At 33.1% G+C, this 16,468-nt stretch carries 14 protein-coding genes; 8 read left to right on the forward strand and 6 right to left on the reverse strand.

Going from position 1 to position 16,468, the window contains the following annotated elements; all coding sequences use genetic code 11:
- Positions 1–53: 53 nt before the first annotated feature.
- From OF897_RS18000 to OF897_RS18010, 3 genes are all read left to right on the forward strand, one after another.
- The gene (locus tag OF897_RS18000; RefSeq protein ID WP_267267059.1) at positions 54–3,401 is read left to right on the forward strand and encodes a methylmalonyl-CoA mutase family protein; all 3,348 of its coding nucleotides are present in this window, start codon (positions 54–56) and stop codon (positions 3,399–3,401) included.
- Between the two features lie 136 nt (positions 3,402–3,537).
- Complete coding sequence (locus OF897_RS18005) at positions 3,538–3,735, forward strand: hypothetical protein (protein ID WP_267267060.1); 198 nt, start codon at positions 3,538–3,540, stop codon at positions 3,733–3,735.
- 136 nt (positions 3,736–3,871) lie between these two features.
- Complete coding sequence (locus tag OF897_RS18010; protein ID WP_267267061.1) at positions 3,872–4,741, forward strand: peptidase associated/transthyretin-like domain-containing protein; 870 nt, start codon at positions 3,872–3,874, stop codon at positions 4,739–4,741.
- 69 nt (positions 4,742–4,810) lie between these two features.
- Here the strand turns inward: OF897_RS18010 and OF897_RS18015 are convergent, their stop codons facing one another.
- Positions 4,811–7,543, reverse strand: a complete 2,733-nt coding sequence (locus OF897_RS18015; RefSeq protein ID WP_267267062.1) for a M16 family metallopeptidase — start codon at positions 7,541–7,543, stop codon at positions 4,811–4,813.
- Between the two features lie 99 nt (positions 7,544–7,642).
- Between OF897_RS18015 and OF897_RS18020 the strand changes: the two genes are divergently transcribed.
- A complete protein-coding gene (locus OF897_RS18020; protein WP_267267063.1) occupies positions 7,643–8,353 on the forward strand; it encodes a Dph6-related ATP pyrophosphatase in 711 nt (236 codons plus the stop codon).
- A 61-nt stretch (positions 8,354–8,414) separates the two neighbouring features.
- Here OF897_RS18020 and OF897_RS18025 read toward each other — a convergent pair whose 3' ends face one another.
- Complete coding sequence (locus tag OF897_RS18025) at positions 8,415–9,353, reverse strand: LamG-like jellyroll fold domain-containing protein (RefSeq protein WP_267267064.1); 939 nt, start codon at positions 9,351–9,353, stop codon at positions 8,415–8,417.
- 231 nt (positions 9,354–9,584) lie between these two features.
- Between OF897_RS18025 and OF897_RS18030 the strand changes: the two genes are divergently transcribed.
- The 3 genes from OF897_RS18030 to OF897_RS18040 all read left to right on the forward strand — a co-directional run bounded on the left by OF897_RS18030 (position 9,585) and on the right by OF897_RS18040 (position 13,504).
- Positions 9,585–10,076, forward strand: coding sequence for a T9SS type A sorting domain-containing protein (locus OF897_RS18030; protein WP_267267065.1), 492 nt, complete (start codon positions 9,585–9,587; stop codon positions 10,074–10,076).
- Positions 10,073–12,322, forward strand: a complete 2,250-nt coding sequence (locus tag OF897_RS18035; protein ID WP_267267066.1) for a carbohydrate-binding domain-containing protein — start codon at positions 10,073–10,075, stop codon at positions 12,320–12,322. The genes OF897_RS18030 and OF897_RS18035 overlap by 4 nt, the downstream gene beginning before the upstream one ends.
- A 96-nt stretch (positions 12,323–12,418) precedes the next feature.
- A complete protein-coding gene (locus OF897_RS18040) occupies positions 12,419–13,504 on the forward strand; it encodes a serine hydrolase domain-containing protein (protein WP_267267067.1) in 1,086 nt (361 codons plus the stop codon).
- Here OF897_RS18040 and OF897_RS18045 read toward each other — a convergent pair.
- Genes OF897_RS18045 through OF897_RS18060 form a run of 4 tightly spaced genes read right to left on the reverse strand, consistent with a single transcriptional unit; the run spans position 13,497 to position 15,828 of the window.
- A complete protein-coding gene (locus OF897_RS18045) occupies positions 13,497–14,201 on the reverse strand; it encodes a hypothetical protein (protein ID WP_267267068.1) in 705 nt (234 codons plus the stop codon). The genes OF897_RS18040 and OF897_RS18045 overlap by 8 nt on opposite strands.
- Entirely contained in the window at positions 14,198–14,806 is a 609-nt protein-coding gene (locus OF897_RS18050; RefSeq protein ID WP_267267069.1) for a hypothetical protein, read from the reverse strand. Before OF897_RS18050 ends, OF897_RS18045 begins: the two co-directional genes overlap by 4 nt.
- Positions 14,807–14,815: 9 nt before the next feature.
- Positions 14,816–15,508: a hypothetical protein gene (locus OF897_RS18055; RefSeq protein WP_267267070.1), complete on the reverse strand. Its 693-nt coding sequence runs from the start codon at positions 15,506–15,508 to the stop codon at positions 14,816–14,818.
- Positions 15,505–15,828 (reverse strand): PadR family transcriptional regulator, encoded by a 324-nt coding sequence (locus OF897_RS18060; RefSeq protein ID WP_267267071.1) that lies wholly within the window; start codon positions 15,826–15,828, stop codon positions 15,505–15,507. Before OF897_RS18060 ends, OF897_RS18055 begins: the two co-directional genes overlap by 4 nt.
- A 91-nt stretch (positions 15,829–15,919) precedes the next feature.
- Here OF897_RS18060 and OF897_RS18065 point away from each other — a divergent pair, with 91 nt between their 5' ends.
- On the forward strand, positions 15,920–16,447 hold the full coding sequence (locus OF897_RS18065; RefSeq protein WP_267267072.1) for a 2'-5' RNA ligase family protein: 528 nt from the start codon (positions 15,920–15,922) through the stop codon (positions 16,445–16,447).
- Positions 16,448–16,468: the final 21 nt, after the last annotated feature.

Raw genomic sequence — 16,468 nt, forward strand, 5'->3', positions numbered from 1 at the left:
GTTTTTAATTTATTGTTATATTTGAAAATTCAAGAAAATTTTCGAGAACTTATATGGAAACCCAAAAATATACTCCAACAAACAAAGTAAGAATTGTAACAGCAGCGTCGTTATTCGACGGACATGATGCAGCTATTAATATCATGCGTCGTGTGATTCAGGGAACAGGATGCGAAGTTATCCACCTTGGTCACGACAAATCTGCTGAAGAAGTTGTAAACACAGCCATTCAGGAAGATGCCAATGCAATCGCCTTAACTTCTTATCAAGGTGGTCACAACGAATATTTCAAATACATCTACGACCTTTTAAGAGAGAAAAACTCTCCGCAAATCAAAATTTTTGGTGGCGGTGGTGGTGTAATTCTGCCTGAGGAAATCGAAGATATCATGTCTTACGGAATCGACAGAATTTATTCTCCAGACGACGGTCGTGAACTTGGTTTACAAGGAATGATCGATGATTTGGTGAAAAGATCAGATTTCGCAACAGGAAAAGATGTAGAAGCAAGTGATTTAGATTCAATCAGTTTTGAAAATTCTACAAGCATTGCTAAAATCATTTCTGCTGTAGAAAACTTCTCAGAAGAAAAACCGGAATTAGTAAAAGCCATTGACGAAAAATCAAAAGACTTAAATATTCCAATCATTGGTATCACAGGTACTGGTGGAGCCGGAAAATCTTCTTTGACAGACGAATTGGTAAGACGTTTCTTACGTTCCAATACAGACAAAAAAATTGCGATCATATCAATTGATCCATCGAAAAAGAAAACGGGAGGTGCACTTTTAGGCGATAGAATCCGTATGAATGCGATCAATGATCCGCGAGTTTATATGCGTTCGATGGCAACGAGAGAAAACAACGTTTCTGTCTCTCCGTTCATTCATTCTGCCTTAAATGTATTGAAATTGGCTCATCCTGATGTAATCATTCTGGAAACTTCAGGAATCGGACAGTCAGGTTCGGAAGTTTCAGATTTTGCCGATGTTTCCATGTATGTAATGACGCCTGAATACGGAGCTTCCACTCAGTTGGAAAAAATCGATATGTTGGATTATGCAGATTTGGTTGCTTTAAATAAATCTGACAAAAGAGGAGCTTTAGACGCGCTTCAGGCTGTAAGAAAACAGTTTCAGAGAAATCATTTGTTGTGGGAAAGTCCGTTGGATGATATGCCGGTTTATGCGACAAAAGCATCTCAGTTCAACGACCACGGAACGACCGATTTATACAACAGATTAATTGAAAAAGTTAATGCTAAATATTCTGATTTAAATCTTCAAGGATTTGTTGAACAGGAAGTTTCGGAAGATATCACGATAATTCCGCCAAAAAGAGTTCGTTATTTATCTGAAATTGTTGAAAATAATAGAATCTATGATGCTAATGTTGAAAAACAAGCTGAATTAGCAAGAAAAATGTATCATATTGAAGGTGTTAAAAAATTCCTTTCTAATGAAACTCTGGATGCTGAATATCAAAAAGCCGAAAAAGATCTTCAACAGGAAAATATCGACTTTTTAAAAAATTGGGATGATACGAAACAGGCTTTCAAAGCTGAGTTTTATTCGTATTTCGTTCGTGGAAAAGAAATTAAAGTTGAAACCTCAACAGAATCTTTATCTCATTTAAAAATTCCAAAAATTTCTCTTCCAAAATATACAGATTGGGGAGATTTGATTAAATGGAAAGGTCAGGAAAACCTTCCTGGAGGATTTCCTTACACGGCGGGAATTTATCCTTTTAAAAGAACAGGAGAAGATCCTACAAGAATGTTTGCCGGAGAAGGAGGCCCTGAAAGAACCAACAGAAGATTCCACTATGTTTCTGCGGAAATGGATGCAAAACGTTTGTCAACAGCGTTTGACTCTGTGACTTTGTATGGACAGGATCCTGCCCTACCACCGGATATTTACGGTAAAATCGGAAATGCAGGAGTTTCAATTGCAACATTAGATGATGCAAAAAAACTGTATTCCGGATTTGATTTGGTAAATGCAATGACTTCTGTTTCAATGACAATCAACGGACCGGCTCCGATGTTGTTGGCTTTCTTTATGAATGCTGCGATCGACCAGAATGTTGAAAAATATATTGCTGAACACAATCTTGAAGCGAATGTTGAAAAAGCCTTAAAAGCAAAATTTGACGATAAAGGTTTAGAAAGACCAAAATATAACGGTGAATTACCACCATCCAATAATGGTTTAGGTTTAAAATTGTTAGGTTTAACAGGAGATGAAGTAATTCCTGCGGAAGCTTACGCTGAAATTAAAGCTAAAACGATCGCCACTGTTCGTGGAACGGTTCAAGCTGATATTTTAAAAGAAGATCAAGCACAAAACACTTGTATTTTCTCTACTGAATTTGCTTTGAGATTGATGGGTGACGTTCAGGAATATTTTATCACAGAAAAAGTAAGAAACTTCTACTCGGTTTCTATTTCAGGATATCACATTGCAGAAGCGGGTGCAAATCCTGTTTCTCAGTTGGCATTTACTTTGGCAAATGGTTTCACTTATGTTGAATATTATTTATCAAGAGGAATGGACATCAATGATTTTGCTCCAAACTTATCTTTCTTCTTCTCCAACGGTATCGACCCTGAATATTCAGTAATCGGACGTGTAGCAAGAAGAATCTGGGCGAAAGCAATGAAGCTGAAATACGGTGCCGACGAAAGAAGCCAGATGTTGAAATACCACATCCAAACTTCGGGTCGTTCGCTTCACGCTCAGGAGATTGATTTTAATGACATAAGAACAACTTTACAGGCTCTTTATGCAATTTACGACAACTGTAATTCACTTCACACGAATGCTTATGACGAGGCGATTACAACGCCGACTGAGCAGTCTGTAAGAAGAGCGATGGCGATTCAGTTGATTATCAATAAAGAATTAGGTTTAGCGAAAAATGAAAATCCGCTTCAAGGTTCATTTATTATTGAAGAACTGACAGATTTGGTTGAAGAAGCTGTTTATGCAGAATTCGACAGAATAACAGAAAGAGGTGGCGTTTTGGGTGCGATGGAAACGATGTACCAACGTTCAAAAATTCAGGAAGAATCAATGCATTACGAATGGTTGAAACACACCGGAGAATACCCGATCATCGGTGTAAATACTTTCCTTGGAAAAGATGGTTCACCAACGGTTCGTCCGGGAGAAGTTATCCGTTCAACTGAAGAAGAAAAGCAGGTTCAGATTGAAACGCTTCATAATTTCCAGAAGTCTAATGAAGATAAATCCGAAGCTGCCTTGAAAACTTTACAACACGCTGCCATCAATCAACAAAACTTGTTTAATGTAATGATGGATGCCGTGAAATATTGTTCTTTAGGACAAATTACTAATGCCTTATTTGAAGTGGGCGGAAAATACAGAAGAAACATGTAAGCTCGTATTTGGGCAGGCAATTTTTACTACTAATTGTTTTAAAAATTATATAATTAAACCTCAAGGAATTTTCTTTGAGGTTTTTCGTATTTTTGAATTATCGTTATTTTTTAAATTAACTCTACTTAAAGAAACTATGAAAAAATCTTTTTTGACTATCCTTACTATTTTCGCTTTACTATTTTTAAAAAGCTGCAACTCATATCCAATGGATAACAAAAAAACAAGTGAAATGAACAGAAATACTGAAGAATTACAAAAAAGACAGGAGGCGGAAAAAAATAAGATTGAACCCAATGCTCTAAATAATTTTGGAAAGCCGGATAATAAATAAAATATTACAGAATAAGCATTATAAAAACGTAATCGGGCAGACAGTTTTTAATACTAACCGTTTTCAAAATTATAAATCAAAACCTCAAGAAATTTCTTTGAGGTTTTTTCGTAATTTAGATTTAAATAAAACTTTAATGATGAAAATAATTCAGATTGAAAATCCTTGTGAAGAAAGATGGGATAGTATGCAAAATATTTCGGATGGAAAGTTTTGTGATTTATGCCATAAAACAGTCTTGGATTTAACTCAAAAATCAAATCAGGAAATACTTAAAATCTTAGATGAATCAAACGGGAAAATCTGTGGGAGAATTTTCAAGCATCAATCTAATAGAAACTCTCTAAGATCTGAAAAAATTGTTATTAATCACGAAAAAAGAAAAGGATATCCCAAACTCGTTGCAGGCTTAGCGATTGTAGCAAGCTTAACGGGAATTCAAACTCATGCTGTGACTTCTGAAAAACCATTAATTCAAATCTCAGAAAACAAAGATTCCGGAGAAAAAGATTTAGAAAAAGAAAAAATATCTGATAATGATTTTATTATTTCGGGAAATCTTACAAACTCTGAAACAGGAAAGCCAATATCAAACATTGAGGTAACTTTAATTACAAAAGAAAAATTTTTCACGGCAAAAACAGATCAAAATGGAAACTATAAATTAGTAGTTCCTAACTTCCATATTCATAAAAACGACAATGTTTTACATCTAAAATTCGGAGGTATAAATGACAAAGAATATATTCTAACTAAAGAAGAATTAAAAAATAAACAGTTCTCTTTCAAGAGTTCTGAAATTGATGAAATGGCATTTGTAACAGGAGGCATTTCTTCAAGAAAGCTCGAACCTACAATATTTTTAGATGGTAATCAGATTGAAGAAGAGGAATTATATGAATTAGGTGTAAACAATTTTAAAGTCTTTCATTTTTCTGGAAAAACTGCAAAAGCTCTTTATAATGATGTTTCGAAAGATGGTTTATTTTTGGTTTTTTCAAAATAACTTTCTGAAATTTATATAAAAAATCGGCGCAAATAAATTTGCGCCGATTCACTTGTATATAATATTAACTTATTTCTTATTAAAATCCCCAGCAAAAACCGAGATCACATTATTTTCAGAAAGATATTTTTTCAAGGCTGCATTGACTTCAGACAAAGTCAGATTCTGAATTTTTGCATTCTGCTCATCATATTTATCTAAAGAACGTCCGTAAAGTAATTGTGTATTCACAAGATTGATCAACGTATTGTCAGTTCCCAAACTTGTCGTTCTTTCGTTGGCATAACTTTTTTTGTTGGAATCTAATTCCTGTTGAGTAAATCCTGAAGCGATCGCTTTACTCACTTCTTCTTTTATCGCAACCTCTACAGCATCTCTTTTTGTCGGATTTAGATATGCATAATAATTCCATGAAGAAACATCATTGGAGACAGGAATATTCAGATATGATCCTACTCCATAAGAAATTCCGTCTTTTTCACGTAACCTCATCGGAAGTCTTGCGGAAAGAAAACCACCACTTCCTAAAATCTCATTTGCCATAACCAAAGCTGCATAATCAGGATGATCCTGAGTCATTTTGAAGCTTGAAGTTCCAAGCGCTACTGCATTTTCTTTATCTGGAGTAATGATATTTTTATCCTGTTTTTTCGTTTCGAAAAACGTTGGTTTTACTTCGGTAAATTTCGATTTTGCAGTAAATTTCCCAAATGTTTTTTCTAATTCTGATGAAGCTGTTTTTGCATCAATGCTTCCGATCAAAGTTCCGACACCATCGGTAGCTCCCATAATATTCTTATAGAAATCTTCTACTTGTGCTTTGGTTACTTTTTTATTGTCATCAATCTGTTCCTGAAGTGAAGCAACATAGAAAATACTTGTTTTTGGATATGGCGCTGCCAATCTTTGCAGTTCGTTATTCGCAATTGCATTAGGATCTTTCAATTGACCTTCAAGCCAGGTATTTGTTTCGGTGATGGTTTTAGTCAATTCATTTTCAGGAAAAGTAGCATTGGTTAACATATCTTGCAAAATCGCCATTACTTTCGGATAATATTGCTTGTAAGTATCTATGCTGATAATTAAATTTTGTCCGTAAACATAGGCTCCGACAGAAGATTTCATCTGATCGAGTTCATCCTGAATCTGCTCTTTTGTTTTGGTTTTCGTTCCGGCTTTTAGAAGAGAAGCCGTCATACTTCCGATTGATTCTTTCCCTTCCAAATCTTTTTCGTTCCCAATTCTGAAACGGAAAGTCCCCTGAATTTTGTCACCTTTCAATTCTTTATTGATCAATCCATATTTCATTCCGTTGGAAAGTTTTCCTTCTGTAAGATTTTTCTTGACATTTGCGATAGAAGCTTCAAAAGGAGCAGGTTCTTTTTCCAGAGCTTTTCCTTTGTAATCTTTTACTAAATCTGCAATTTGTTGATCTCTGAATTCTGAAGGAAAAACCCTTTCTTCGTTCGATGAAGGACGAAAAACACCAATTGTACGGTTATTATTTTTAAAATATTTCTGCGCTACTCTATTAATGTCTTCAAGTTTTAGATTTTCTACATTATCACGGTAAAGAAACCCAAGTTTGTAATTTCCTGCTCCTACAATTTCCGTAAGATTGATGGCAAAATCGATGGTATTATTTCTTTCATTTTCAATTCCTTTGATCAGTTTTGCTTTTGCTCTTTTAAGATCATCCTGTGAAAATTTTATAGAAGAGACTTTATCAAGCTCGGTTCTTACAATACTTGTTGTTTCGTCAAGATTTTTATCTTTCGGAACATCAAAATTAAAATAAACCATTCCCGGATCTCTTACAACCGGACTGAATGTCCAAATAGAAGAAACCTTTTGAGTTTCCACTAAATTTTTATATAAATACCCTGAAGGATCGGAAGTCAGAATTTCATAAAGCGCAGAAAGTGCAGCGAAATCTTTGTCTGCAAAAGCCGATGTATGATAACCTGCTGCAATGATTTGCTGATCATTATTCCTTTTGATTTCAAAATATTTTTCACCGTTTTGGGCAGGTTCTACAGTGTATGTTCCACCAAGATTACGTTCCGGTTTTTTTAAGACAGAAAAATAATCTGTGATATACTTTAATGCGTTTTTCTCGTCAAATTTTCCTGCGATAATCAAAGTTGCATTGTCCGGCTGATAATATTTTTCGTAAAACTTGCGGAGAGTCGGTGATTTTACACGTTCAATGTCTTCTTTACTTCCAATGGTGCTGTTTCCGTAATTATGCCATGTATAACCATTTGAAAAAACATTCTGTATCATCACTCTCGTCGGATTGTTTTCTCCGATCTCAAATTCGTTTCTTACAACAGAAAATTCTTTGTCAAGATCTGTCTGAAGAATCGTTGCATTGATCATTCTGTCGGCTTCCATTTGTAAAGACCATTTTAGGTTTTCATCATTGGAAGGAAAAATTTCGTAATAATTGGTTCTATCAAACCATGTTGTTCCGTTTGCTTGTCCGCCTTTGTCAGAAAGCTGCTTTTTAATGTCACCTAAATTCTTGGTGCTTTTAAAAAGCATGTGCTCAAGCAAATGCGCCATTCCTTTTTCACCGTAACCTTCATCTTTCGAACCCACATTGTAGACAATATTCACAACCATATTACTTTGTGATGCATCTGCAAGCAAAAGAACTCTCATCCCGTTATTGAGACTGTATTCTTTTACCCCTTCTGTATTGCTGATAAATTTGGGAGCATCAGTTTTCTGTGCTGAAACGGGATTGACAACTCCTATGTAAAAAAGGACAGCCGTACCTAATAAAAAGTTTTTCATGGAAATTTGATTTAATTCGTATAAATTTAAAAAGTTTATCGAAAACTTTGTCACTTAAATAAAACAAGTTGAGTAAATTATTTATCATATCTGACTTTTATGAAACCTAAAGCCATTTTCAACTGGAGCAGCGGAAAAGATTCTGCTCTTGCATTATATAAAACTTTAAAAGAAGACAAATTTGAAATCACTTCTTTGCTGACAAGTATCAATAAAGAGTTTCAGAGAATTTCTATGCATGGAGTTCATGTGTCTTTATTGGAAAAGCAAGCGGAAAGTTTAGGGTTAAATTTAATTAAAATGGAACTTCCGAAAGAACCGTCGATGGAGGAATACCTTGATTTGATGAATAAAATCATGAACGAAATAAAATCTCAAGGCGTAACTTATTCTATTTTCGGGGATATTTTTTTGGAAGATTTAAGAAAATACAGAGAAGAGCAATTGGAAACTATCGGAATGAAAGCCGTTTTCCCACTTTGGAAAAAAAATACAACAGACCTCATCCATGAATTTTTAGATTTAGGATTTAAAACGATAGTGACTTGCGTCAACGAAACCTATCTTGATAAAAGTTTTGCAGGTAGAGTTATTGATGAAAATTTCATTAAAGATTTACCAAAAAATGTAGATCCATGCGGAGAAAATGGAGAATTTCATACGTTTACTTTTGACGGACCGATTTTTAAAAATCCAATTGATTTTGAAATTGGGGAAGTTGTAAAAAAGACATACCCAAAACCAAAGTCTGATGAAAATGATGAGAATGGAGAATATATTTTTTGGTTTTGTGATTTGATTTCAGAATAAAAATTATAAAATAAATGCCTTTCACTTTTAGTTGAAAGGCATTTTCTTAAGACTGTATTATTTAATATTTAAAACGAGTCGATACGTTATCTCCATACTTAATAATATAAATTCCTTTTTGTAATGAATTTATATTGATAGTATTCGATGATTCATTGCCTAATAATATTTCACGTCCCGAAAAATCATAAATGTAATATTTCCCAAAGCTTCCTTTACCTAAAATTAAATTTTTATCTTTTACTGCAATTTTAGAATTATTATCTTTTTTCACTTCATCAACACTTAAAGAGCAGAAGTTATTCAGTGAAGCAATTTCCGCATCGGTAATTGCCCTATTGAAAAGACCAAATTCATCCATTGTCATCCCTGCTTTCATTCCCGTATTCGTAGCATATGTACCAAGTTTAAATAATGCACCATTAAAAACCAAAGGAGCAGATTGAGCCACTGTTGTTTTAAGGACACCATTCACGTAAGCTTTTATATTTTGTAAACTGTTGTCATAAACAAATATTAAATCTACTAATTCCGGAGTAGTAGAAAAAACGGCAGGAATATCTACATTAGACATTCCGTTAGCTGTTAACCTCACACCTCCTGTACCTGGAGCACCATTTGTAAACATACGAAAAGAGTTTCCTCCGGTTATAGCATCTCCCAAAAGATAATATACCGTCGTTACATTACTTGTGTAATTATTAAATTTTAAATGTATCGTCCAGGATCCGCTTAGAGCAAGATTCCATTTTGTATTAAAATAATTTGAGGTTCCTGTAGAACCGCTACCTATTAAACCATTTCCTAAACAAGTTGTATTGCTTCCTAACGTTAAATTGCCCACAATTTCGCCAACTAATGTTCCCGTAGGTGGACTGGTTGCAAGATTCGGAATATTAGTGGATGTTCCTTCAAATTTGTAATATAACAGTTCCGGGGTTTGAGATTTTAGGAACAAACTTGCTCCTATCAATAAAAGAGAGTAGATTTTTGTTTTCATATTTTTAATTATTTGACAATTAGCATTCTAATTTACCAAATAAATCATACAGAAATATTATTTTATTCAACAAAGTTGCAATTTATTAATTAAATCAAAAACAAAAACATTTCAACATATTCTTCATTTAACTAAAAACTTCTCATTCACCGACACATTTTTATCGTTTACCTCAAAATATTTCTCAATTCTTATACAGAATTTACTTTTGTTCTTAAAAATAATATAACAATGAAAAATTCGAAACTTTTAAGCAAATCGATATTGGTTTTCTTACTGTTGTCGGCATTATTTTCTTTTGCTCAGACAGGAATTAAAGTCACTTATTACACGGGTACGACTCAAGATTACACCGTAGAAACTTCCGGAAAATTATACTTTTCAGGAAGCAATCTTTTGATAAAAACATCGACTACGGCAAATAACGTTTCCATTCCAACTAACATTATCCGGAAAATTACTTTTACCAATACATCTTTGGCGACTCAAGAAATCGGACAGAACACATCGAAGTTTAAACTGTATCCAAATCCTGCTTCTGATTTTATTAAAATTTCATCTGATAAAAAAGATAAAATAAATGTGAAAATTTATTCGGTTTCGGGACAAATCGTTCATCAGGGAACATATTTACCGGATGAAAACATCAATGTAAGTAATCTTAGAATGGGATTCTATTTTGTACAAGCAAACGATACAACCTTTAAAATGATTAAAAAATGAGAAAGCATTTATACATCTTTATAGCAATGCTTTTATCTTTCGGATTGAGAGCACAGCAGAATATTATTGCCCATAATTCAGGAAATAATATGTACAGTTCGTCGACTTCAGTGATTGACAGCATTAAATTTGACACCAATTATTCTAAATTCAAATTATCCGGAAACAGCACCACTTTAGATATTCAAAAAACAGTAATTGACAGTCTTACTTTTACTTCAAACACTGTGAATCTGACTAAAATTTATATTATTTATAACGGAACAGATAACGCAACGATTATTAATCCGTATTCAACTCAAGGAGTAAATATCACGGCTTCTGGTGGAACCGTGAATGTAATTTCTACGGCAACGATTAACAATTTGGAGTATAATTTATTAGGAACAAGCGCAACAGGAAGTTTAACGATGAGCTCTACTCTACCTGCAACTTTTGTGATGAATAATTTGAACATTGCGAATGCTTCCGGAGCTGCAATTAATATTACAGGCGGACAAATTCATACATTCAATCTGCAAACCGGAACCACAAATTCTTTAACAGATGGTTCTTCAAGTACAAAAAACGGAACACTTCAAACCGATGGAAAAATTATTTTCAACGGAACCGGAACTTTAAACATTAAAGGAATTAAAAAACATGGTATTTCTACCTCAGGAATTATTGAAGTTCAGAATGGGAACATAAAAGTGATTTCTGCTGCATCAGATGGATTTCATTCCGAAGGTTACATCATGAGTAACGGATCGGTAAATATTACTGCAACAGGAGACGCCATTGATGCAGGAGATGCTGCAATTTCAATTTCTGGAGGAAATATTACAGCAACTTTAGCTTCAGCAGATGTAAAAGGCGTAAAAACAGGAACAAATACAATTTCAATTTCAGGAGGAACAATCAATCTTACATTGACAGGAGCTCAGTCTAAAGCAATCAGTGCAAAAGGAAATATTACTTTTGATGGCGGAAATATTACAGCCAACCTTTCGGGAGCGGCAGTTCTTACAGCTTCAGGAAGTGGTTATGATCCGTCATATTCCACAGCAATTAAAACTGATGCCAATGTTATCTTAAATGCAGGAACATTAAATCTCACTTTAGCTTCTACAGCAAATGGAGGAAAAGGAATTTCCGCAAGTGAGAATATCACCATCAACGGTGGAGCAATTACCATTACCAATGCCGGAAACGGAGCAACCTACACCAATATTTCGGGAGTTTTAGATTCTTATTCTTCTGCAGCGATTACAACTGATCTTAATCTTTCGATTACAGGAGGTTCAATTACTATAACAAGTTCAGGAACAGGAGGAAAAGGTTTGAAAGCTGACGGAACTGTAACTATCGGAACAGCAACAGGAAGCCCGACTTTAAATATTAAAACAACCGGAGCAAGATTTTTAGTTTCCGGAACAGATTACAGCCATCCCAAAACATTAGTTGCAACCGGAGCAATCAGCATTGTAAATGGTAATAACACTTTCAATTCTACAGACGACGGAATTCATTCGGATACATCAGTAAGCATTAGTGGAGGAACCAATACGGTAAACGCTATTTCTACAGTTACTGGTGTTGGAGAAGGAATTGAAGCCCCAATCATAAATGTTTCTGGTGGATTAACAAATGTTACCGCTTCCAATGACGGAATCAACGCAACCTACGGAACTGTAAGCGGCGGAACAGAACAAAACGACAACAGTCAGTTTAATGTTTCGGGAGGAATTATCATTGTTGCAGGAAGCGATGCAGTAGACAGCAACGGCAACATCACCGTAACAGGAGGTTATCTTATTGCAACAGGACCAACAAGCCAGCCGGAAGAAGCTATCGATTTTAATGGAAGTTTTAATATTAACGGCGGAACCGTAATTGCAGGAGGTTCTAATGCAAATATGACAAAAGCAGCGAGCACAACTTCTACTCAGCCGAATATGTTTTTGAAATCAAGTGCTCAATTAGCTTCAACTTCTCTAATTCATATTGAAAATGCTGCGGGAACTGAAATCGTTACTTTTAAACCAAAAAATAATGTTTATTATTTCCATGTTTCCACACCAACTTTACTGAAAAACACCCAATACAAAGTTTATTTCGGTGGAACGTACACTGGAGGAAGTTATGTTGGAGGAAGCTCAGGATGGGGATTATACACTGGTGGAACTTATTCTACTACTGGCGGAACTTTGAAATCTACTTTTACTACTTCCAATACAGCGAATGTAAACACACAATCATTCTAAAAGATTTAAACTTTTATATTATTACGAGCCCTGAAAAGAAGAAAAACTTTTCGGGGTTTTTATTTTTTCTTATTTTAGAGAAACCAAAAGCACATTATGAGATTTTTGATAACTATTATTTCCGTTTTTCTTTTTTTATTTTCTTGTACTAAAGTTAAAACTCAAAAGCCAATCAACAGAAAAGCAATCGCTGATTCTGCAGTTTCGGTTTTTCAACAGAAATTATATAAAACTCAGCTTGATTCGGTTTTCAATCAATATCATTTTAACGGAAGTGTGGCTGTTTTCAAAGACAGTATTGAATTATATCGAAAAAATAATGGCTTTTCAGATTTTGAGAACAAAACAGAAATTAACAATTCAACCGTTTTTTCAATTGCCTCAATCAGTAAACAATTTACTGCAGTTTTAATATTGCTTCAAATGGAACAAGGAAAATTGAATCTCGACGATAAAGCTTCAAAATATTTTAAAGAATTCCAGAAAAAAGAGTACGAAAACATTACTATTCAACAACTTTTAAATCACAGTTCGGGTTTAAATAATTTCGGAGAAAAATTGATGTTTAAAAGTGGCTCTGGTTTTAATTATTCCAATGACGGATTTAATGCTTTAGGCAAAATCGTTGAAGTCGTGTCAGGAAAATCATTCGATGAAAATATGTTGGATTTATTTAAGAAAGTAGGAATGAAAAATTCTTCAACAGGAACTGCATTTCAAGGCGAAAATTTTGCTAAAACGTATATTGGAAATTCAAAAACTCAAAAAGTTATCGAAAATATGCCGAAAAGATTAGGCAATAAAGAAATAGGAATTCCTGCAGGTGGAGTTTTGTCGACTATTGATGATTTGCACACCTGGAATAATGCTTTGTATTCTGGAAAAATTATTAAACCAGAAATCTTGAAAAAATTCATGGCTAAAAGTACAGAAAGACAACATCCAGTTCTCGGAACTATGGGTTACGGATTGGGAATTATGATGAATGACAATAAACCCGTTTCATACTTTCACAGCGGTTATGTGAAAGGCGCTCCTTCACTCAATATTTATTATCCTAAAACAAAAACTTCAGTCATTATTTTATCTAATATTGCTGATGAAGAAAAAGGCAAATCTGCAGCTTTCAGACCTCATCTAAAGATTAAAGAGGTTTCAGATATGCTAGAAAATATTAATTAGAAACTTTGAAGTTCTCCTGTAAATACGGAATGATGTTTTTAATCATCTCAAGATATTTTTTCTGAGCAATGATGATCGTTGCTTCAAAAAAGAAAAAGAAGGCAAATAAGCAGTTGGCCAAAATTCCTTTCATAAAATTTAAATCTAAAAAACCATCATTCATCTCAAATACAAATCTGAAAAACCAACCTGAAGACATCGGCAGAATAAAAAACACCGTTACTAAATCCTGATACGCAGAAAGACGAATGTTTTTATATTTTTTGGGAAGTTCAAAATATTTCTTTTCTTTAATATACATAATGAACGGAAAAACCATGATAAATAAAATCAAAATACCGAAGCCTATTCTAAAAACATCAAAAGGAATAATTAAATAAGATAAAAACATAACAGCTTGGCAAACCAGAGCAACAATGAATGATGTCTTTAAAATAGGATATAATTTTTGTCTTGTCGATTTTTTAACTAAAACAGAAGTATCTTCCAAACTCCAGTTTCCATCCCAAGATAATTTCAAATCGTCGTGCCACGAAATGATTACGACATTAAACGCATCATTAAAAGAGAGATTTTTCTCCGTTTGTTGTTCATTAATTTGGCTTATAAAATGATCTTCCACTTCCATCATCAAATCGACAGGAAGTTTCTTCGCTAAAAGATATTGTCTTACTTCGTTTTTTTGTTCGGTTGTCATGAAAGTAAAATATTTATTTTTTTAGTTCGATAATAAAGAAGTTGAACCTGAATGCTTATTCCAAAAATGAGAATCATTTGATTCAAAACAGAATCCCAAATATTTTTATCCAGTAAAAAACTTATTGGAATAAGTAATAAAAACAAAAGAAGATTTCTTAAAATCAAAGGATGAAAACTCATTGAGCGGTATTCTGAAAATTTCATTTTCTTAAAAGCAAAATTATAAACTGAAAAAAGAATGTAAATACTTAACAAAATGATCTGAAATATCCAATAAAAATCCTCGGAATACATAAAAGCGAAACCTCCCACAAGTGAGATCACAATTGATAAGTAAGTCATTTTTTCAAATCTTCTTTTTAAAATACTTTTCTCAATTCTTGCAATTTTCTTAAACGAAAGCCAATCTGCTTTTACCATTTCTAGTTCAGACTTCCAATTTATTTTTGTCTGAATAAAAGCTTCCGGAAAACTGATTTCCTCTTTATTCATCAAACTTGAAATCTGCATTACAAAATGATCTAAAATTTCAATAAAAACAGCATTATCAAGACTTTTAGTTTTAAGATATTTTTCTATTTCCTGTAAATTTTCTTTAGTCATATTTCAAGTTTAAAGGTTAATAAAAGCTTTGATTTTTTTAGCCGATTTAATAAAAGCAATTTGAAAAAGAAATCCGAAAGAATAAAACCAAGTAACACACATTAATATTAAAAAGTAAGAAAATCCTCTTGCAGATACATTATTATAAAAATCATAAATAAAACCGGCAGTAATGGAAATTGAACTTGCTGATGTAACGATGATAAGACCAGCAATAAGAATTAATAAATTTCCATTTTGAAAGACATTCAATTTTGTGGATTTATAATTTTTAGCCAAATTAAAAATCTTGATATTTAACAAATAATGTAAACCGGGAAGACCTAGAAAAATAAATGCTAAATAAGTGATAATTTCAGTAAATACTTCTTTGGTTGCAATTAAACTAAAAAAGTAAATTGCTAATCCAACAGAAACGGTAAAAAGAACACTTTCTAAGAGAATTTTGTTTATTTTTTTCTCAGAAATCTTCTTTACAAATACAGCGACTTCCCTCCCATTGTAATATTTATCTGTTTTTAAATCATCTTTCCAAAGATTTTTCACCTTGTCGAATGCAATATTAAAGCTAACATTTTCATTAAGAACAAAATTTTCTATCTGGTTCAAAAAATGATCTTCTACTTCAATTAAAATATCCAAAGGAATTTTCTTTTCAATCAAATATTGCTCAATCTGTAATTTTTGTTCTGCTGAAATCATATATCAAAAATGGTTTTTAGATTAAACAAATAACTTCTCATTTCATCTTCCTGCGTTGCCTGTTGTCTTTTCCCTTTTTCGGTAAGCAAATAATATTTCCTGCTTCGGCCGTTGATTTCCTGAACTTCAGAAGTAATAATTCCATCGGCTTCCAATTTGTGTAAAAGCGGATACAATGCGCCTTCTGTCATTTCCAATTCACCTTCCGTTAATTCTTTAGCTCGTTGAGTAATTTGATAACCATACATTTTCACTTCTTTTGAAAGCAATTTTAAAATGATATTCTGAAGCGTTCCTTTGTAAAGGCTATTTTTTTTCATTTCGAAAAATTTAATACCTCACAAATCTATGCATAATTTTCTTATGTATTAAAATAATTTTTGAAAATTCTAAAAATCTTAACTTTATAAAATGAAAAAAATGTATTTCATCGCCATTTACCCTGATCAGAAAATCATTGATGAGGTAAGAGTTTTTAAAGAAGACTTAGCATTAAATTTTGAAAATTCTAAAGCATTGAATAATGATGCCCACATTACATTATTTCCACCTTTCGAAAGAGAACTTGAATTGGAAGAAGACATTCATATTGCCTTTCAAAAAATCAACACTCGTGTTTCTCCTTTTGAAATAACGTTAAACGGTTTTGGAAGTTTTCCCAATCCAAAAAATCTTGTTCTGTTTATAAAACCTGAAGAAAATGAAAATTTAAACCAGCTTTATCTTAATGTAACAGAAAAATTTAGTTTCGGGAAATACTCTTTTAGTCCTCACATGACGGTAGGTTACAGAAATCTCACTTATGAAAACTTTTTAAAAGCATGGGAGATTTATAAAGATAAAAATTATAAAACTAAATTTACCGTTGATAAAATTCTGCTTTTAAGACACGATGGAAAGTGGGTTCCGATTAACGAAAAGAAACTGTCACAAGAATAAAATTTAATCTAAAATAAAGAA

It is taken from the genome of Chryseobacterium formosum (genome assembly GCF_026460885.1).
In the GTDB taxonomy this organism is placed as follows: domain Bacteria; phylum Bacteroidota; class Bacteroidia; order Flavobacteriales; family Weeksellaceae; genus Chryseobacterium; species Chryseobacterium formosus.

Excerpts from the sequence above, each read along its gene's own strand:
- OF897_RS18000 (WP_267267059.1), top strand. The coding sequence starts at position 54 with ATGGAAACCCAAAAATATACTCCAACAAACAAAGTAAGAATTGTAACA.
- OF897_RS18005 (WP_267267060.1), top strand. The coding sequence starts at position 3,538 with ATGAAAAAATCTTTTTTGACTATCCTTACTATTTTCGCTTTACTATTT.
- OF897_RS18010 (WP_267267061.1), top strand. The coding sequence starts at position 3,872 with ATGATGAAAATAATTCAGATTGAAAATCCTTGTGAAGAAAGATGGGAT.
- OF897_RS18015 (WP_267267062.1), bottom strand. The coding sequence starts at position 7,543 with ATGAAAAACTTTTTATTAGGTACGGCTGTCCTTTTTTACATAGGAGTT.
- OF897_RS18020 (WP_267267063.1), top strand. The coding sequence starts at position 7,643 with ATGAAACCTAAAGCCATTTTCAACTGGAGCAGCGGAAAAGATTCTGCT.
- OF897_RS18025 (WP_267267064.1), bottom strand. The coding sequence starts at position 9,353 with ATGAAAACAAAAATCTACTCTCTTTTATTGATAGGAGCAAGTTTGTTC.
- OF897_RS18030 (WP_267267065.1), top strand. The coding sequence starts at position 9,585 with ATGAAAAATTCGAAACTTTTAAGCAAATCGATATTGGTTTTCTTACTG.
- OF897_RS18035 (WP_267267066.1), top strand. The coding sequence starts at position 10,073 with ATGAGAAAGCATTTATACATCTTTATAGCAATGCTTTTATCTTTCGGA.
- OF897_RS18040 (WP_267267067.1), top strand. The coding sequence starts at position 12,419 with ATGAGATTTTTGATAACTATTATTTCCGTTTTTCTTTTTTTATTTTCT.
- OF897_RS18045 (WP_267267068.1), bottom strand. The coding sequence starts at position 14,201 with ATGACAACCGAACAAAAAAACGAAGTAAGACAATATCTTTTAGCGAAG.
- OF897_RS18050 (WP_267267069.1), bottom strand. The coding sequence starts at position 14,806 with ATGACTAAAGAAAATTTACAGGAAATAGAAAAATATCTTAAAACTAAA.
- OF897_RS18055 (WP_267267070.1), bottom strand. The coding sequence starts at position 15,508 with ATGATTTCAGCAGAACAAAAATTACAGATTGAGCAATATTTGATTGAA.
- OF897_RS18060 (WP_267267071.1), bottom strand. The coding sequence starts at position 15,828 with ATGAAAAAAAATAGCCTTTACAAAGGAACGCTTCAGAATATCATTTTA.
- OF897_RS18065 (WP_267267072.1), top strand. The coding sequence starts at position 15,920 with ATGAAAAAAATGTATTTCATCGCCATTTACCCTGATCAGAAAATCATT.